The organism is Streptomyces sp. NPDC015139, from assembly GCF_043079785.1.
Lineage (GTDB): Bacteria > Actinomycetota > Actinomycetes > Streptomycetales > Streptomycetaceae > Streptomyces > Streptomyces albidocamelliae.
Genome location: NZ_JBIBUW010000011.1, coordinates 67810 through 86100, shown reverse-complemented (window position 1 = coordinate 86100; position 18291 = coordinate 67810). Strand labels below are relative to the sequence as shown.

Below are 18291 nucleotides of genomic sequence, written 5' to 3'. Positions count from 1 at the left end.
TCGGCCGGCGGTCTGCCCTGCGCGGGCGCTCCGCTGCTCGCCGCGGAGCCTTGCTGCCCGGCCCCGCGCGGTGATCGACAGGGTGTCGGACAGGGCCCGTCCCGCTCGACGCTGCGTCGATTGCCCGTCCACCGAGCGGAGCGGCATGCTTCCCCGGTGCCCCAGACTTCCTCCCGTACCTCCGCGCTGTCCCGCCGTTCCCTTCTGGCCGCGCTCGGCGGTACCGCCGTGCTCGGTGCCCTGACCGGCTGCGGCGTCCCCGCCGCCTACGTCGGGCCCGGCGACCGGGCCGTGGCCGACGAGTCCGCGGCCGACAAGAAGCTGAAGTGGGCGAACTGGCCGCTGTACATCGACACGGACGACGACGACCCCAACCGGCGGCCCACCCTGGAGGCGTTCGAGAAGCGCACCGGGATCTCCGTGGACTACGTCGAGGAGATCAACGACAACGACGAGTTCTTCGGCAAGATCAGCCCCGCGCTGATGAACCACCAGTCGACCGGCCGGGACCTGATCGTCACCAGCGACTGGATGTGCGCGCGCTTCGTCCACCTGGGCTGGGTGCAGGAGATGGACCGCGCGGCCCAGCCCAACGTCGCGGCACACCTCGACCCGCTGCTGCGCGCGCCGGCCTTCGACAAGGGCCGCCGGTTCACCGTGCCGTGGCAGTCCGGCATCACCGGCATCGCCTACAACCGCCGCAAGCTCGGCCGCGAGATACGGCACGTGAAGGAACTCTGGGCGAGCGACCTCAAGGGGCGGGTGACCCTGCTGTCCGGCCTGGACGAGGCGTTCGCGCTGCTCATGCAGGGAAACGGGGTGGACATCACCCGGTGGACCGCGGACGACTTCCACCGGGTCTGCGACCAGGTGGAACGGGAGGTCCACGCAGGCCAGATCCGCCGCTTCACCGGCAACGACTACACCAAGGACCTGGTCAGCGGGGACGTGCTGGCCTGCCAGGCGTACTCCGGCGACGTCATCCAGCTCCAGGCGGACAACCCCGACATCCACTTCCTCGTGCCCGAGGAGGGCGGCGAGCTGTGGGCCGACTCCCTGATGATCCCCGACCGGGCCCGGCACAAGGCCAACGCCGAGCGCCTGATCGACTACTACTACGACCCCGCGGTCGCCGCGCGGCTCGCCGCCTGGGTCAACTACGTCTGCCCGGTTCCGGCGGCCCGCGAGATCCTGGCCGCCGACAAGGACAAGGACACGGCGGCCCTCGCCGACAACACCCTGATCTTCCCCGACTCCGAGATGCGGTCCCGCCTGGCCGTCGCCCGCGACATCACGTCCGAGGAACGGGTGGACTTCGCGAAACGGTGGAACGGGATCGTGGGGCTCTGACAGCGGAGGTCGGCTCTGCGGCGGAGGTGGGCCCAGAGGCGGGGCGATTGCGTTTTGAACGCGTTCAAATGGAGGCGTACGCTGCTGCCATGAGCGACAGAGCCGCCCTGCTCAAGGGCATTCGCGTCTGGCTGGTCATCTTCGTGGTGTGCCTCGTCCTCAGCGGGGCCACCGCCTTCCCCCTGGTGCACGAACTGCGCTGGACCGAGAGCGCCTTGCGGGCGCTGTCCGTACCCGACCTGCTGCCCGGGCTCATGGAGTGGATCTCCCGGGTGCGGGACGGGCTCGACACGGTCGACGCCGAGTACCCGTTCGTGCTGTACGGGACGGACTGGCTCGCCTTCGCCCACCTCGTCATCGCGGTCGCCTTCTACGGCCCCTACCGCGACCCGGTCCGCAACATCTGGGTGATCGAGTTCGGGATGATCGCCTGCGCCGGGATCATCCCGCTCGCCCTCGCGTGCGGACCGGTCCGGGGGATCCCCTTCTGGTGGACCCTGATCGACATGTCCTTCGGGATCCTCGGCGTCGTCCCGCTGTACGTCGTACGGAAGAAGATCAAGCGGCTGGAGGCGCTCGGCGCGCCGACGGCCCTGCCGGCTGCGGCCGTCGGCTAGATCCGTGGCCGTGCGGCGTGCGCCGCACGGCCGTACCGTCCCGTCAGCCGCCGTCGCGCAGCGCCTCCAGCGCGTCGATCCGGTTCGTGGTGATCGAGTCGACGCCCAGGTCCAGCAGGCGGCGCATGGCGCGACGGGTGTCCGGGGTCCAGACGGACAGCAGCCGGCCGCCGCGGTGGACCCGGGCCGCCAGCTCCCGGTTCACCAGGGAGAAGCGGTAGTTGAGCCAGCGCGGGCGCACCGCGTCCAGGACGGCGGCCCGTGGTGGCGCGAGGCTCGTCCAGGTCAGGGCGATCTCCGCACCGGGGTCCGCGGCACGGACGGCGAGCATCGCCTCGGCGCCCGCGCAGTAGTAGACCCGGTCCTGCGCCCCGGTCTGCCGGACCACGTCCACCACCCGGTCCGCGATCCGGCGGTCGACCCGCCCGCACAGGTCCAGCATCATCCGGCTGTCCCCGGTCGCGGCCAGCGCCTCCGCCAGCGTCGGCACACCGCCCGCCGTGAGTCCGCGCACCTCCTCGGCGGACAGCGCGAGCAGCGGCCGGTCGTGCCGCCACAGCCGCTCCAGCGTCGCGTCGTGCAGCAGCACGGGCACGCCGTCACGGGTGAGTCGTACGTCGACCTCCACCGCGTCCGCGCCCTGGTCGAGCGCGGAACGCAGCGAAGGAATCGTGTTCTCGCGGAAGCGGTAGGGGTCGCCGCGGTGGGCCACGGCGGTCACGGTCTGCATGGCCCCCATTGTGGTGGGTGCCCCGCGGCCCCGGTCAGGGGGCGAGCCAGGCCGCGGTGTACGCGTCGATCTCGGCCGCGATCCGCGCCTTGCCCTGCGCGTCGAAGAAGGACGCCTCCACGGCGTTCTTGGCGAGGCCGGCGAGGCCGCGCTCGTCCAGCTCGAGAAGGCGGGCGGCCACCGCGTACTCGTTGTTGAGGTCGGTGCCGAACATCGGCGGATCGTCCGAGTTGATCGTGACCAGCACCCCGGCCCGGGTGAACTGCTTGATCGGGTGCTCGTCGAGGGTGCGCACCGCCCGGGTCGCGATGTTGGAGGTCGGGCAGACCTCCAACGGGATGCGGTGCTCGGCGAGATGGGCGAGCAGCGCGGGATCCTGCGCGGAGCTGGTCCCGTGCCCGATGCGCTCGGCACCCAGCTCCCGCAGCGCGTCCCACACCGTCTCCGGTCCGGTCGTCTCACCGGCGTGCGGGACGGAGTGCAGGCCGGCCGCGATGGCCCGGTCGAAGTACGGCTTGAACTGCGGCCGGGGCACCCCGATCTCGGGTCCGCCGAGGCCGAACGACACCAGGCCCTCCGGGCGGATCCGGTCGTCGGTGGCGAGCCGCGCGGTCTCCTCCGCCGACTCCAGGCCGGCCTCGCCGGGAATGTCGAAGCACCAGCGCAGTACGGTCCCGAACTCGGCCTCGGCCGCCTTGCGGGCGTCCTCGATCGCGGCCATGAACGCGGTCTCCTCGATGCCGCGACGGGTGGAGGAAAAGGGGGTGATGGTCAGCTCGGCGTACCGCACCTGCTGACGGGCCAGGTCACGGGCCACCTCGTAGGTGAGCAGCCGGACGTCCTCCGGGGTGCGGATGAGGTCGACGACCGACAGGTACACCTCGATGAAGTGCGCGAAGTCGGTGAAGGTGAAGTAGTCGACCAGGGCCTCGGGATCGGTGGGCACCTTGGAGTCGGGGTGGCGTGCGGCCAGTTCCGAGACGATGCGGGGGGAGGCGGAGCCGACGTGGTGCACGTGCAGTTCGGCCTTCGGCAGTCCGGCGATGAAGGTGCGCAGATCGCGGTCGGGCGTGCCGGCGGCGGGCACGGAACTGCTGTCGGTCATGGGGTCCTCCCCGGGGCAGGCGCCTGCGGAGCGAGGTCCGTCGCGGCGCGGTGATCGGCTGATCGATGACGCGGGATCATCGTAGGCCCCGGCCAGCGACCGGCCCCGGCGGCCCGTAGCATGACGGGACGTCCAGCACGGACGGGACGTCCACCAAAGGGGTCTTCCACCATGTCCGACGAGGTGCCGCAGTCCACGCCACCGGAGCAGCCCACCGGAGCGGGGCCGGTGCCGCCTCGGGTGTCCCTGGGCAAGGAGGCCGACGCCCCGGCGCCGGTGCGGGACCCGGTCCCGGGCTCCGGCGACGTGCGGGACTCCCTTCCGCCCGCCGACCGGTCGGCCGCGCCCGAGTACGGCTCGACGGGCGCGGGACAGCCGAACTCCTTCGCGGCGGGACACCGGGGATCCGGGCCGGCCCCCGCCGTCTCCGCCCCGGCCCCCGGGTCCGTGCACGACCAGCAGACGCTCATATCGGCGCCCGGAGCGCCGGGAAACCCCGCCGGTGCCGCGCCCGCGCCCGCGCCATGGGCCACTCCGGCGGGTCCGACGGCACCCCGGGACAACCCGTACGCAGCCCCGGACAACGGGTACGCACCTCCGGCACATCCGTACGCGCCCGCGGCACATCCGTATGCGCCCGCGGCGGACCCGTACGCACCTCCGTCCGGACCCGCCGCGCCCCAGGCTGGTCCCCCTGTCTCCCCGGCCGGTCCGGCCGCGCCCCACGCCTCCGCGCCTGAGCGGAATCCGTTCGCCCCGCCGGCTCCCTCGGCCGCCGGTTCGTACCCGCCGCCCGCAGCCCCGGCGAACCCCTTCGCCCCGCCGTCCCCGGCGGCGACCGGCAACCCCTTCGCCCCGCCGGCGCCCGTCGCGCCGCACGGGGGAGCGGAAGCGGTACCTCCGCCGCCCATCGCCCCCGACGGTCCCGGACAGGTGCCGTACGGGTATCCGGGCGGGCCCGCGGGATACGGCTACCCCGGGCAGCCGCAGCCCCAGCCTCCCTACGGCGGCCCCTACCCGGCTCCGAACGGCTACGGCTGGCCCGGTATGCAGGCGCCCCCGAGCGACGGCATGGGTACGGCCTCGCTGGTGCTGGGCATCCTGGCGTCGGTCGGCTTCCTGCTCTGGCCGGTGGCCCTGGTGCTGGGTGTCCTGGCGATCATCTTCGGCGCGATCGGCCGCGGGAAGGCCAACCGGGGCGAGGCGACCAACCCGGGCGTGGCCCTGGCCGGCATCATCTGCGGAGTCGCGGGCATCGTCCTCGTCCTCGGACTGTTCGCCTTCGTCATCGCGTTCGCCATCTGAGCGGGCGACCGGGGCAGGGGCGCGCGGTCGTCACCCGAGGCGGAGTCGCGGCGGAGTCGCGGACGGAGCCGGTCCCGACGGCCGGGGCCCTGCCGCACCGGCGCCGGGCCTGAGATCGGGTTCAGCCCCGCGCCGAGCCGAGAAGGGCAGCCCCGCGCCGGGGCCCGCCCCCTCGCGTCAGGCCCCCGCGCCCGCCAGTCTCTCCCGCGCCTCCATCAGTGCGAAGCCCAGCAGGTTCGGGCCGCGCCAGCGCTCCGGGTCGAAGGCCGCCCGGTCGTCCGCGGCGAGGCCGATGCCCCATATACGGTCCACGGGACTGGCCTCCACCAGGACCCGGGCGCCGGTGCCCAGCAGGTACATACGCAGGGCGTCGTCGGCCGCGAACTTGTGCACGCTGCCCTCGACCACGATCCGGAAGCGCTCCCGCTCCCACACCGCGTCGTCGAAGCCGCGCACCAGCCGCCCGGCCTTCTTGGCCTCCGCGGGGTGCGTGGCGGCCAGCACCCGGCGCTCCGCCTCCGCGTCCCCGAACAGCCGGGCCTTGGCGGCCATCATCCAGTGCTCGGCCGTCGCGTAGTGCACGCCGTCCACCACGAACGGTGACGGCCACCACTGGCTCAGACAGCTCGCGCCGATGCTGCCGCCCGGCCGCGGCCGGTGCCCCCAGAAGTGCAGATACCTGATCCGCGCCCCCGCCCGGACCTCCCTGATCAGGGCGTCAACCCCGTCGATCTTCCCCATGCATGCGAGTCTGGCACGTACCACTGACACTCCGTCCGCCCTTTTCCTTCCCGACTCGACACCTGGTCGACAGATTCCGTCGCGTAACCAAAAGGCAACAACGGAATCACTTGTTGGAGTGCCCTTGCTCTGTCAGGATCGGCACTCAAATCGAGCTGGAGCTACGCCACCCGCCTTCCGGGACGGGGCGAACGGCGGAGGAGAGCGACATGCACAACCCGGGCAGCGTCACCCCGGAACGATTTCCCGCACAGGACCGCTTCGCCGACGGCGCGCAGTTCATCGCCGGCCGGCTGACCAAGGGCACCTCGGGCCGCACCCACACCGTGGTCGACCCGGCCACCGGCGAGGAGGTGTACACCTACGAACTGGCCGGCCCCGACGACGTCGACGCGGCCGTGGCCGCCGCACGCGCGGCCTTCCCGGGCTGGTCCGGCGCCACCCCGGGTGAGCGCTCCGACGCGCTGCACCGGTTCGCCGCCGTACTCGCCGACCGCGCCGAGGACTTCGCCCGCGCCGAGTCCCTCCAGTGCGGCAAGCCGCTGAAGCTCACCCGCGAGTTCGACGTGCCGGGGACCGTCGACAACACCGCGTTCTTCGCGGGCGCCGCCCGGCACCTGCAGGGGCAGTCAGCCGGTGAGTACTCCGGCGACCACACCTCGTACGTACGGCGCGAGGCCATCGGTGTCGTCGGGTCGATCGCGCCGTGGAACTACCCGCTGCAGATGGCCGCCTGGAAGATCCTCCCGGCGATCGCCGCGGGCAACACCATCGTGCTGAAGCCGGCCGAGCTGACGCCGCTCACCTCGCTGCTCTTCGCGCAGGCCGCGACGGACGCGGGCATCCCGGACGGGGTAGTCAACATCGTCACGGGGACCGGCAGGGAGGCCGGCGAGCACCTCGTCGGGCACCCCGACGTCGTCATGACCTCCTTCACCGGGTCCACCGCGGTCGGCAAGCGCGTCGCCGAGGTCGCCACCGCCACCGTCAAGCGGCTGCACCTGGAGCTGGGCGGCAAGGCCCCCTTCGTCGTCTTCGAAGACGCCGACCTGGAGGCCGCCGTCCACGGGGCCGTGGCCGGTGCGCTCATCAACACCGGGCAGGACTGCACGGCCGCCACGCGCGCGTACGTGCAGCGCCCGCTGTACGAGGCCTTCGTCGAGCGGACGGCCGCGCTGATGGAGACCGTACGGCTCGGGGACCCCTTCGCCCCCGGCACCGACCTCGGACCGCTCATCTCGCACGTCCAGCGGGACCGGGTCGCCGGCTTCGTGGACCGCGCGCGGGCCTACGCGCGCGTGGTGACCGGCGGCGAAGCGCCCGAGGGCGACCTCGCGGCCGGCGCCTACTACCGGCCCACCCTGATCGCCGACGCCGCGCAGGACAGCGAGATCGTCCAGTCGGAGATCTTCGGTCCTGTACTGGTCGTACTGCCTTTCGACAGTGATGATGAGGGCATCGGGCTGGCCAACGACACTCCCTACGGCCTCGCCGCCTCCGCGTGGAGCAGCAACGTCTACCGGGCGAACCGGGCCACCCGCGAGATCAAGGCCGGATGCGTCTGGATCAACGACCACATCCCGATCATCAGCGAGATGCCGCACGGCGGCTACAAGGCGTCCGGCTTCGGCAAGGACATGTCGGCGTACTCGTTCGAGGAGTACACGCAGGTCAAGCACGTAATGTTCGACAACACCGCGCAGGCCCGCAAGGACTGGCACCGCACGATCTTCGGGGACCGGTAGCAGCCGTCGCGCCCGGCGCGAGCCGGACGGCACGGACAGCGGCTGCCGCCGGGTGTGAAGACCCCGGCCCCGACCAGGCCGACCCCTCCCCTCCCGAAAGGGCACCACGAGCATGGAGCAGTACGAGCCCGACCGCCTGACCCCGGCCCAAGTGGCCGCCATGCGCCGCAGCCTGCGCAACGGCCGGGCCGCCATGACCCGCCGATCGCTGCTGCGGGTGTCCGCGGGCGGCGCGCTCGCGGCCGGCGGTATCGGAGCGCTGAGCGGCTGCGGCATCCCCGCCGCGGGCAAGACCGCGGGCGGCATGTCAGCCCAGGACCACTCGGCGCGGGAGAAGGTGGTGAACTTCTCCAACTGGACCGAGTACATCGACGTCGACGACAAGGGCAAGGGCCACCCGACGCTCGACACCTTCCGCCGGCGGACCGGCATCACGGTCAAGTACACCGAGGACATCAACGACAACAACGAGTTCTTCGGCAAGATCAAGCCGCAGCTCGCCGCGGGCCAGGACACCGGCCGGGACATCCTCGTCCTCACCGACTGGCTGGCCGCCCGGCTGATACGCCTCGGCTGGGTCCAGAAACTGGACCCGTCCAACCTGCCGCACGCCTACGCCAACCTCTCGCCCCAGTTCCGCGACGCGGACTGGGACCCCGGGCGGGCGTACTCGTACCCCTGGCAGGGCATCTCGACCGTGATCGCCTACAACAAGAAGGCGCTCGACGGCGTCGAGGTGCGGTCGGTCTCCGACCTGCTCGACAACCCGAAGCTCAAGGGACGCGTCGGCTTCCTGTCGGAGATGCGCGACTCCATGGGCATGACCCTGCTCGACATGGGCAAGGACCCGGCGAAGTTCACCGACGACGACTTCGACGCGGCGATCGCCCGTCTGCAGAAGGCCGTCGACAAGGGGCAGATCCGCCGCTTCACCGGCAACGACTACACGTCCGACCTCACCAAGGGCGACCTCGCGGCCTGTGTCGCCTGGGCGGGCGACGTGGTCCAGCTCAAGGCGGACAGCCCGGACGTGGACTTCGTGATCCCGGACAGCGGCTACATGACGTCGACCGACAACATGTGCGTCCCCAACAAGGCGCGGCACAAGACGAACGCCGAGCGGCTGATCGACTTCTACTACGAGCCCGAACAGGCCGCCGCGCTCGCCGCCTACATCAACTACGTGTCTCCGGTCGAGGGCGTGAAGCCCTACCTTGCGAAGATCGACAAGGACGCGGCGAACAATCCGCTGATCGTTCCGGACAAGGCCATGCAGGCGAAGTCCCATGCCTTCCGCTCCCTGAGCCCGAAGGAAGAGACGGCCTACGAAGAGAAGTTCGCGAAGCTCACAGGGGCGTGACGACGATGAAGACGACACCAGACAACAGCGGCGACGTCCGCCTCTCCGGTATCTCCAAGACGTACGGTGCCTTCACCGCCGTACAGCCGCTGGACCTGACCGTGCCGCAGGGCTCCTTCTTCGCCCTGCTCGGTGCCTCCGGCTGCGGCAAGACCACCACACTGCGCATGATCGCCGGCCTGGAGGAACCTTCCTCCGGGACGGTGCACCTCGGTGACCAGGACGTCACCCACCTGCCGCCGTACAAGCGGCCGGTCAACACGGTCTTCCAGTCCTACGCCCTCTTCCCGCACCTCGACATCTTCGAGAACGTCGCCTTCGGCCTGCGCCGGCGCGGCCTGAAGAGCGTGAAGAAGCAGGTGGAGGACATGCTGGAACTGGTCCAGCTCGGCGAGCAGGCGCGGAAGAAACCCCACCAGCTCTCCGGTGGCCAGCAGCAGCGCGTCGCCGTGGCACGGGCGCTGATCAACCACCCGAAGGTGCTCCTCCTCGACGAGCCCCTCGGCGCCCTCGACCTGAAGCTGCGCCGCCAGATGCAGCTGGAGCTCAAGCGCATCCAGACCGAGGTCGGCATCACCTTCGTCCACGTCACGCACGACCAGGAGGAGGCCATGACCATGGCCGACACGGTCGCCGTGATGAACGCGGGCCGCGTGGAGCAGCTCGGCGCGCCCACCGACCTGTACGAGAACCCGCAGACCACCTTCGTCGCCAACTTCCTCGGCACCTCCAACCTCATCGAGGCGGAGATCGACACGAAGAACGGCGACGACATCGTGCTCAAGGCCGGCGGCGGCAAGCTGGTGCTGCCCGAGGCGCGCTGTTCGGCGCCGACGACGGCCGGCGGCAAGGTGCTGGTCGGCATCCGCCCCGAGAAGATCGCGCTCACCCACGCCGACGACGCGGGGGAGATCCCGGCGGGCCGCAACCGCCTCACCGGCAAGATCGCCGACGCCAGCTTCATCGGCGTCTCCACGCAGTACGTGATCGACACCCCGGTCTGCGACGAGTTCGCGGTGTACGTGCAGAACGTCGAGCGCGACGGCCGTCTCCTGCCCGGCGCCGACGTCGTCCTGCACTGGAGCCCGGCCCACACCTTCGGCCTGGACGCGGCCCAGGACATCGACGCCGGCGTGGAGACCGTCGAGGAAGAGGCCGCGTAACCATGTCGACGCTCCAAGAAGCGCCCCCGCCCCTCGCGGCCGCGGAACCCGCGAAGAAGCCCGCGCGCAAGCGCGGCCGGCTCACCCCGTACTGGCTGCTGCTGCCCGGCCTGCTGTGGCTGATCGTCTTCTTCGCGCTGCCGATGATCTACCAGGCCTCCACCTCCGTGCAGACGGGCTCCCTGGAGGACGGCTACAAGGTCACCTGGCACTTCGCGACCTACTGGGACGCCCTCGCCGAGTACTGGCCGCAGTTCCTGCGCTCGGTGTTCTACGCCGCCGCCGCGACGGTCCTGTGCCTGCTGCTGGGCTACCCGCTCGCGTACCTGATCGCCTTCCGCGCCGGCCGCTGGAAGAACCTGATCATGATCCTGGTGATCGCGCCGTTCTTCACCAGCTTCCTGATCCGCACGCTGGCCTGGAAGACGATCCTCGCGGACAACGGCCCGGTCGTGCACGGCCTGAACTCGCTGCACGTCCTGGACCTCACCGACTGGATCGGCTGGACGGCCGGCGACCGCGTCCTCGCCACACCGCTGGCGGTCGTCTGCGGTCTGACGTACAACTTCCTGCCGTTCATGATCCTGCCGCTCTACACCTCGCTGGAGCGGATCGACGGGCGGCTGCACGAGGCGGCCGGCGACCTGTACGCCAAGCCGTTCACCACCTTCCGCAAGGTGACCTTCCCGCTGTCGATGCCCGGTGTGGTCTCGGGAACCCTGCTGACCTTCATTCCGGCGGCCGGCGACTACGTCAACGCCGAACTCCTCGGCTCCACCGACACCCGCATGATCGGAAACGTGATCCAGACGCAGTTCCTGCGCATCCTGGACTATCCGACGGCGGCCGCGCTCTCCTTCATCCTCATGGCCGCGATCCTGGCCATGGTCACGATCTACATTCGCCGGTCCGGGACGGAGGATCTGGTCTAAATGCCCTTCGTCAACTGGCTCAAGCGCAATCTCGTCGTCATCGCCGGGCTCTGCACACTCGCCTACCTCCTGCTGCCGAACATCGTCGTCACGGTGTTCTCCTTCAACAAGCCGAAGGGGCGCTTCAATTACGAGTGGCAGCAGTTCTCTACTGCCGCCTGGAAGGACCCGTGCGGTGTCGCCGACATGTGCGGCTCGCTCTCCCTCAGCCTCCAGATCGCCTTCTGGGCGACGGTCGGCGCCACGCTCCTCGGCACCATGATCGCCTTCGCGCTGGTCCGCTACCGCTTCCGCGCGCGCTCCGCCGTGAACTCGCTGATCTTCCTGCCGATGGCCATGCCCGAGGTCGTCATGGCGGCCTCGCTGCTCACGCTGTTCCTGAACATGGGCGCGCAGCTCGGCTTCTGGACGATCCTGATCGCGCACATCATGTTCTGCCTCAGCTTCGTCGTCGTCGCGGTCAAGGCCCGCGTGATGTCGATGGACCCGCGCCTGGAGGAGGCGGCCCGCGACCTGTACGCCGGCCCCGCGCAGACCTTCCTGCGGGTCACCCTGCCCATCGCGGCACCCGGAATCGCCGCGGGCGCGCTGCTCTCCTTCGCGCTCTCCTTCGACGATTTCATCATCACCAATTTCAACGCCGGTTCGACCGTCACGTTCCCCATGTTCGTGTGGGGTTCGGCGCAGCGCGGAACGCCCGTTCAGATCAATGTCATCGGTACGGCCATGTTCCTCCTCGCCGTACTGTTCGTCCTGACCTCGATGGTCATCAGCAACCGCCGCAACAAGCAAAAGGCATAAGCCCCTGTAGGGAGTTGAAATCATGGCCACGAGCGCCATGAGCCGTGGTGAAGACAAGTGGATCGCCTCTCTTTCCGAAGCCCAGCCGGTCCCGTACTGGCTGGAAGACCCCGGCAAGCCCCCCGCCGAGCCCGCTCTCACCGGCACCGACACCTGCGACCTGCTGGTCGTCGGCGGCGGCTACAGCGGACTGTGGACCGCGCTCAACGCCAAGGAGCGCGACCCGCAGCGCGATGTGGTGCTGCTGGAAGGCCGCGAGGTGGGCTGGGCCGCCTCCGGCCGCAACGGCGGCTTCTGCGCCGCCTCCCTGACCCACGGCCTGTCCAACGGCCTCAGCCGCTGGCCGGACGAGATCGGCAAGCTGGAGGAGCTGGGCCGCCGCAACCTCGACGAGATCGAGGCGGCGGTCGCCCGGCACGACATCGACTGCGACTTCGAGCGCACCGGTGAGATCGACGTCGCCACCGAGACCTACCAGGCCGGGGAACTGCGCGACTGGCACCGCCAGTTGACGGAGAAGGGGCTCGCCGACGGTGTCGAGTTCCTGGACACCGACGCGGTGCGCGAACAGGTGAACTCGCCCACCTTCGAGGCGGGCCTGTGGGACCGCCGCGGTGTGGCCATGCTGCACCCGGCGAAGCTGGCCTGGGGCCTGAAGCAGGCGTGCATGAGGCTCGGTGTCCGGGTCTACGAGCACACGCCCGCCCTGACCCTGAAGAGCTACGGCGCCGGCATGGCCGTCCGCACTCCGTACGGCGCCGTCCGCGCCCGCCGGGTCGCGCTCGGTACGAACATCTTCCCGAGCCTGCTGCGGCGCGTGCGCTCGTACACCGTGCCGGTCTACGACTACGCGCTGATGACGGAGCCGCTGAGCGCCGACCAACTGGCGGAGATCGGCTGGAAGAACCGGCAGGGGCTGGGCGACAGCGCCAACCAGTTCCACTACTTCCGGCTGTCCGCGGACAACCGCGTCCTGTGGGGCGGCTACGACGCGATCTACCCGTACGGCGGCCGGATGCGCGCCGAGTACGACGACCGGCCGGAGACGTACGCCAAGCTCGCGGGCCACTTCTTCACCTGCTTCCCGCAGTTGGAGGGCCTGCGCTTCACACACGCCTGGGGCGGCGCGATCGACACCTGCTCCCGTTTCTCGGCGTTCTTCGGCACCGGCCACCAGGGGAAGGTCGCGTACGCGGCCGGCTACACCGGCCTCGGTGTCGGCGCGACCCGGTTCGGTGCCGACGTGATGCTGGACCTGCTGGACGGGGAGCGCACCGAGCGGACCGAGCTGGAGATGGTGCGCAAGAAGCCGCTGCCGTTCCCGCCGGAGCCGTTCGCCTGGACGGGCATCGCCCTCACCAAGTGGTCCCTCGCCCGCGCGGACGCGCACGGCGGCCGCCGCAACCTGTGGCTGCGGACGATGGACCGGCTGGGGCTCGGTTTCGACAGCTGATCCCGTGGGGTGTGCCCCACCTCACTCGAAAGAGGGCGCGGAAGTCGCGTAATGCCCTGCGCAAAGCCTCCCTCTCTCTCCCCGACGCCACCGCGTCGCACGAGAGAGGGAGGCTTATCGATGACTGGGGCGAAGACGGCGGTCGAATGGCTGGCAGCCGTCGCACCGGACCCCGAGGCCTGCCGCTGGGAGTGGGAGCGCAACCCCCTCGGGGTCGCCCTGCTGCCCGCGGGCAAGGCCTGGGACGTACTGATCCTGCCGGGCGAGCTCGGCTATCCGACGCTGGACGTGCTCACCCGCATCCTCGACCGGCCCGGGCCGGTGCTCGTCGACTTCGGCGACAACCGGGTCGGCTTCTTCGTGCCGCCCGGCACCGCGGCCCGCTGGCTCGGCACCGGCATCCGTACCGCCGGGCCCGGCACCTGGATCGTCGTGCCGTACCCCGGCCGGGCGACCCGGGCGGTGCGCTGGCTGGTCGCGCCGGACGGTTCGGGCATGCTCACCGACCCCGCGCTGCTGGAACTGGCGATGCACGAGGCGGCGGCGGGGCTGGCCGGGGGGCGGGCGGAGGACGGGTAGCGCCCCGACCCCTTGACAAGAGGATTGGTCTGGACCAAGTTGTGGGCGCTCCACCCCCTCAACTCCCCCTCTTCCGGAGGCCCTTGTGGATCGCCCCCGACGCGCCCACGGCACCAGACGCCCCAGGTCCGTCCTCGCCCTGCTCACGGCCGCGTTGCTCGCCGTGCCCGGCATCACCGCGCTCTCGTCGGCCGCCCGAGCGGCCGACGCGGACGTGAGCCGGAACGGCGGCTTCGAATCCGGCCTGACCGGCTGGACCTGCACGGCCGGTACGACCGTCAACTCACCCGTGCACAGCGGGACTTCGGCACTGCAGGCCACCCCGGCGGGCAGCGACAACGCCCAGTGCGCCCAGACCGTGACCGTGCAGCCCGACTCCCAGTACACCCTGTCCGGCCACGTCCGCGGCTCCTACGTCTACCTCGGCGCCAACGGCACCGGCACCACCGACGTCTCCACCTGGACCCAGTCCGCCCCCGACTGGCAGAAGCTCAGCACCACCTTCCGCACCGGCGCCACGACCACGAAGGTCACCGTCTACACCCACGGCTGGTACGGCACCGGCGCCTACTACGCCGACGACATCTCCCTGATCGGCCCCGGCGGCAGCGGTACCGGACAGCCCCCCGCCCCACCCGCCGGCCTGCGCACCACCACCGTCACCTCGACCTCCGTCGGCCTGTCCTGGTCCGCCGTCACCGGCGCCACCGGCTACTCCGTCTACCGCGACGGCGCCAAGGTCCAGACGGTGACCGGCACGTCGGCCACCGTGAGCGGACTCGCGGCCGCGACGGCGTACGGCTTCCAGGTCACCGCGAGCAACGACGCGGGGGAGTCCGCCAAGTCCGCGGTCGTGACGGCGACGACCAGCCCGGGCGGCGGCGGCGGCTCCCCGGACCTGCCCGCCCACGCCCTCGTCGGCTACCTCCGCGCGAGCTTCGCCAACGGCTCCGGCTACACCCGCCTGGCCGACGTCCCCGACAGCTGGGACGTCATCGACCTGGCCTTCGGCGAACCCACCTCGGTCACCTCCGGCGACATCCGCTTCAACCGCTGCCCGGTCACCCAGTGCCCGAACGTCGAGAGCGACGCCGACTTCAAGGCGGCGATCAAGGCCAAGCAGGCGGCCGGCAAGAAGGTGCTGATCTCGATCGGCGGCCAGAACGGCCAGGTCCAGCTGACCACGACCGCGGCCCGGGACGCCTTCGTCACATCCGTGTCGAAGATCATCGACACCTACGGCCTCGACGGCCTCGACATCGACTTCGAGGGCCACTCGCTCTCCCTGAACACGGGCGACACGGACTTCCGCAACCCCACCACCCCGGTGATCGTCAACCTCGTCTCCGCGCTGAAGACCCTGAAGGCCCGCTACGGCGCGAAGTTCGTGCTGACCATGGCCCCGGAGACGTTCTTCGTGCAGAACGGCTACCAGTTCTACGGCTCCGGCAAGTGGGGCGGCCAGGACCCGCGCTGCGGGGCGTACCTCCCGGTCATCCACGCCCTGCGCGACGACCTCACCCTGCTCCACGTCCAGGACTACAACTCGGGCCCGATCATGGGCCTGGACAACCAGTACCACTCCATGGGCGGCGCCGACTTCCACATCGCCATGACCGACATGCTGCTCACCGGCTTCCCGGTGGCCGGCGACGCGGGCGACGTCTTCCCGCCGCTGCGCCCCGACCAGGTCGCCATCGGCATGCCGGCGTCGACGAACGCGGGCAACGGCCACGTCTCCCCGGCGGAGGTCACCAAGACCCTGGACTGCCTGACGAAGAGGACGAACTGCGGCTCGTACGCGACCCACGGGACGTGGCCGGCGCTGCGCGGTCTGATGACGTGGTCGGTGAACTGGGACCGCTTCGCGAACTGGGAGTTCCAGAAGAACTTCGACGCCTACTTCGGCTGACCACCAGGACCTGGGTGGTCAGCAGCACGGTGCACAGGCACCAGCTGGCCACCACGTCCAGCGGCCAGTGCCAGCCACGGCGGACCAGGCCGAACGACACCCCGAGGACCAGGAGCGCGCAGCCGGCCACCAGCGTCCGGCGGGCGGCCGGCGAGCGGAGCCAGGGGAGCAGGAGCAGGGTCGCGCCGCCGTACGCGAGCGCCGCAGTCGCCGTGTGCCCGGACGGGAAGTAGCCGACCCCCGGGGGCACCACCGGTGTCCCCGGCCGGGAAGTCCAGTCCTTGAGCGGTACGACGATCGCCGGGACCAGCGCCGTCGGCACCGCCGCCGCCAGCGGCGGCAGCCACCAGCGGGCCGCACCGGCGGCCCGGCCCCGCCAGGCCGCGTACCCGAGGGCGGCCACGAGCACGGGCAGGGCGACCTCGACGTTGCCGAGGTCGGACAGGGCGGCGGAGAACAGGTCCGGATGACGCAGGGCCCCGCTGAGGCGGGTGTCCAGGCGCAGGAGCGGGCCGTGGACCAGCACCTGCCAGGTCATCAGGGCGAAGAGGACGGCCGGGACACCGAGGAGCAGCGAGCGGCGGACTGAGGTCGACACCGGCCCAGCTTCGCAGGTCGGATCCGGCGGAGGGGCGGAAGACGGCCCTCCGTGCACAGGTCCGGGCCTGTCAGGGGGGTGGAAGGAGGTCGGCCGCCCCGGAACAGGGGGGGTGGTTCCGAGGCGGCCGACCGGACCGGAACGTCGCGCGCCCCGGGGGGTTTGGGGCGGCGACCGTCCGATCGGTGAGGAGATCCCGGCGTCAGGCGCCGGTTGTGTGCGCGAGGGCACGACCAGGTCGAAGCTGGGGAGGCCCCGCCCTGAAATCGCCCACAGTCCCCTGTGGGCGGGGTGTATCTCTCATCTGGGTAGAACCTACGGCAGGCCGGGGCGCTTGGGCAGCCGGAATCGCGTCCCGACATCCACCTCGCACACCTTCTTCACACGGCCTGCCGCAGGACCCCTTTCAGGGGTGCGGACCAGTCGCTCAGATGCGCGCGAAGGCCTGCTCGATGATGTCCAGACCCTCGTTGAGCAGGTCGTCGCCGATCACCAGCGGGGGCAGGAAGCGCAGCACGTTGCCGTAGGTGCCACAGGTGAGGACCAGCAGGCCCTCGGCGTGGCAGGCCTTGGCGAGCGCGGCGGTCGCCTCCGGGTTCGGCTCCTTCGTGGCGCGGTCCTTGACCAGCTCGATGGCGATCATCGCGCCACGGCCGCGGACGTCGCCGATGATGTCGAACTTCTCGGCCATGGCGTCGAGGCGGCCCTTCATGACCTCCTCGATGTGCTTCGCCCTGCCGTTGAGGTCGAGCTCCTTCATCGTCTCGATGGCGCCGAGCGCACCGGCGCAGGCGACCGGGTTGCCGCCGTAGGTGCCGCCCAGGCCACCGGCGTGGGCGGCGTCCATGATCTCGGCGCGGCCGGTCACGGCGGCCAGCGGCAGACCGCCGGCGATGCCCTTGGCGGTGGTGATCAGGTCCGGGACGATGCCCTCGTCCTCGCAGGCGAACCACTGGCCGGTGCGGCAGAAGCCGGACTGGATCTCGTCCGCGACGAAGACGATGCCGTTGTCGGCGGCGAACTGGCGGATCGCCGGCAGGAAGCCCTTGGCGGGCTCGATGAAGCCGCCCTCGCCGAGCACCGGCTCGATGATGATCGCGGCGACGTTGTCCGGGCCGACCTGCTTGGTGATCTGGTCGATGGCCTGCTTGGCGGCCTCGGGGCCGGCGTTCTCCGCACCGGTCGGCCAGCGGTAGCCGTAGGCGACCGGGACGCGGTAGACCTCGGGGGCGAACGGACCGAAGCCGTGCTTGTACGGCATGTTCTTGGCGGTCAGCGCCATGGTCAGGTTGGTGCGGCCGTGGTAGCCGTGGTCGAAGACGACGACGGCCTGGCGCTTGGTGTAAGCGCGGGCGATCTTGACGGCGTTCTCGACGGCCTCGGCGCCGGAGTTGAACAGCGCGGACTTCTTCTCGTGGTCACCCGGGGTGAGCTCCGCGAGGGCCTCGGCGACCTCCACGTAGCCCTCGTACGGGGTGACCATGAAACAGGTGTGGGTGAAGTCGGCCAGCTGGGCGGCGGCCCGGCGGACGACGGCCTCGGCGGACGCGCCCACGGAGGTCACGGCGATGCCGGAACCGAAGTCGATCAGGCGGTTGCCGTCGACGTCCTCGATGATCCCGCCGCCCGCGCGCGCGGTGAAGACCGGCAGCACGGAGCCCACGCCCTGCGCGACCACGGCGGTGCGGCGGGCCTGCAGTTCCTGCGACTTCGGGCCGGGGATGGCGGTGACGACGCGGCGCTCCTGCGGAAGTGCGGTCATGGGGGCTCCCTGATGATCTTGCGTACCGGGCGTTCCCGGGCGGTTCCGGGCGGTGCGTTTTCGGACGCATACCTATCTTTCTTCGCAGGCTAGGTCCGTGCATGGTGGGTGGGCATGCTCCATGTGGGCGTCTTCGGC

At 70.9% G+C, this 18291-nt stretch carries 15 protein-coding genes and 1 pseudogene; 11 read left to right on the top strand and 5 right to left on the bottom strand.

Annotated features, from left to right (window positions below):
• Nucleotides 1-156: 156 nt before the first annotated feature.
• Nucleotides 157-1350 carry a PotD/PotF family extracellular solute-binding protein gene (locus ACF08B_RS27520; RefSeq protein ID WP_392319861.1) on the top strand — a complete coding sequence of 398 codons (1194 nt, stop codon included), beginning with the start codon at nucleotides 157-159 and terminating at the stop codon, nucleotides 1348-1350.
• Between the two features lie 89 nt (nucleotides 1351-1439).
• Nucleotides 1440-1967 carry a hypothetical protein gene (locus ACF08B_RS27515; RefSeq protein WP_392319860.1) on the top strand — a complete coding sequence of 176 codons (528 nt, stop codon included), beginning with the start codon at nucleotides 1440-1442 and terminating at the stop codon, nucleotides 1965-1967.
• A gap of 43 nt (nucleotides 1968-2010) precedes the next feature.
• On the opposite strand, the gene ACF08B_RS27510 is transcribed toward ACF08B_RS27515, so the two are convergent.
• Nucleotides 2011-2697: a glycerophosphodiester phosphodiesterase gene (locus ACF08B_RS27510; protein ID WP_392319859.1), complete on the bottom strand. Its 687-nt coding sequence runs from the start codon at nucleotides 2695-2697 to the stop codon at nucleotides 2011-2013.
• Nucleotides 2698-2731: 34 nt separating this feature from the next.
• On the bottom strand, nucleotides 2732-3898 hold the full coding sequence (locus ACF08B_RS27505) for an adenosine deaminase (protein ID WP_392320035.1): 1167 nt from the start codon (nucleotides 3896-3898) through the stop codon (nucleotides 2732-2734).
• 75 nt (nucleotides 3899-3973) lie between these two features.
• Between ACF08B_RS27505 and ACF08B_RS27500 the strand changes: the two genes are divergently transcribed.
• Nucleotides 3974-5107 (top strand): DUF4190 domain-containing protein, encoded by a 1134-nt coding sequence (locus ACF08B_RS27500; protein ID WP_392319858.1) that lies wholly within the window; start codon nucleotides 3974-3976, stop codon nucleotides 5105-5107.
• Nucleotides 5108-5284: 177 nt separating this feature from the next.
• Here ACF08B_RS27500 and ACF08B_RS27495 read toward each other — a convergent pair whose 3' ends face one another.
• Nucleotides 5285-5848 (bottom strand): NADAR family protein, encoded by a 564-nt coding sequence (locus ACF08B_RS27495; RefSeq protein WP_392319857.1) that lies wholly within the window; start codon nucleotides 5846-5848, stop codon nucleotides 5285-5287.
• A gap of 209 nt (nucleotides 5849-6057) precedes the next feature.
• Here ACF08B_RS27495 and ACF08B_RS27490 point away from each other — a divergent pair, with 209 nt between their 5' ends.
• From ACF08B_RS27490 to ACF08B_RS27455, 8 genes are all read left to right on the top strand, one after another.
• Nucleotides 6058-7593, top strand: coding sequence for a gamma-aminobutyraldehyde dehydrogenase (locus ACF08B_RS27490; RefSeq protein WP_392319856.1), 1536 nt, complete (start codon nucleotides 6058-6060; stop codon nucleotides 7591-7593).
• A 112-nt stretch (nucleotides 7594-7705) separates the two neighbouring features.
• Nucleotides 7706-8953 carry a spermidine/putrescine ABC transporter substrate-binding protein gene (locus ACF08B_RS27485; protein WP_392319855.1) on the top strand — a complete coding sequence of 416 codons (1248 nt, stop codon included), beginning with the start codon at nucleotides 7706-7708 and terminating at the stop codon, nucleotides 8951-8953.
• On the top strand, nucleotides 8950-10116 hold the full coding sequence (locus ACF08B_RS27480) for an ABC transporter ATP-binding protein (RefSeq protein ID WP_093474289.1): 1167 nt from the start codon (nucleotides 8950-8952) through the stop codon (nucleotides 10114-10116). Before ACF08B_RS27485 ends, ACF08B_RS27480 begins: the two co-directional genes overlap by 4 nt.
• A 2-nt stretch (nucleotides 10117-10118) precedes the next feature.
• Complete coding sequence (locus ACF08B_RS27475) at nucleotides 10119-11048, top strand: ABC transporter permease (protein ID WP_392319854.1); 930 nt, start codon at nucleotides 10119-10121, stop codon at nucleotides 11046-11048.
• Entirely contained in the window at nucleotides 11049-11849 is an 801-nt protein-coding gene (locus tag ACF08B_RS27470; RefSeq protein WP_093474286.1) for an ABC transporter permease, read from the top strand. It abuts the gene before it with no gap.
• A 22-nt stretch (nucleotides 11850-11871) separates the two neighbouring features.
• Nucleotides 11872-13302 carry an NAD(P)/FAD-dependent oxidoreductase gene (locus ACF08B_RS27465; protein ID WP_392319853.1) on the top strand — a complete coding sequence of 477 codons (1431 nt, stop codon included), beginning with the start codon at nucleotides 11872-11874 and terminating at the stop codon, nucleotides 13300-13302.
• Nucleotides 13303-13422: 120 nt separating this feature from the next.
• The gene (locus ACF08B_RS27460; RefSeq protein WP_392319852.1) at nucleotides 13423-13881 is read left to right on the top strand and encodes a hypothetical protein; all 459 of its coding nucleotides are present in this window, start codon (nucleotides 13423-13425) and stop codon (nucleotides 13879-13881) included.
• Between the two features lie 85 nt (nucleotides 13882-13966).
• Nucleotides 13967-15793 (top strand): chitinase, encoded by a 1827-nt coding sequence (locus ACF08B_RS27455; RefSeq protein WP_392319851.1) that lies wholly within the window; start codon nucleotides 13967-13969, stop codon nucleotides 15791-15793.
• 52 nt (nucleotides 15794-15845) lie between these two features.
• On the opposite strand, the pseudogene ACF08B_RS27450 reads toward ACF08B_RS27455, so the two are convergent.
• Nucleotides 15846-16331 (bottom strand): annotated as a pseudogene (locus tag ACF08B_RS27450) (phosphatase PAP2 family protein); the annotation flags it as partial.
• Nucleotides 16332-16818: 487 nt separating this feature from the next.
• On the bottom strand, nucleotides 16819-18153 hold the full coding sequence (gabT, locus tag ACF08B_RS27445) for a 4-aminobutyrate--2-oxoglutarate transaminase (RefSeq protein ID WP_073890100.1): 1335 nt from the start codon (nucleotides 18151-18153) through the stop codon (nucleotides 16819-16821).
• Between the last annotated feature and the right edge of the window lie 138 nt (nucleotides 18154-18291).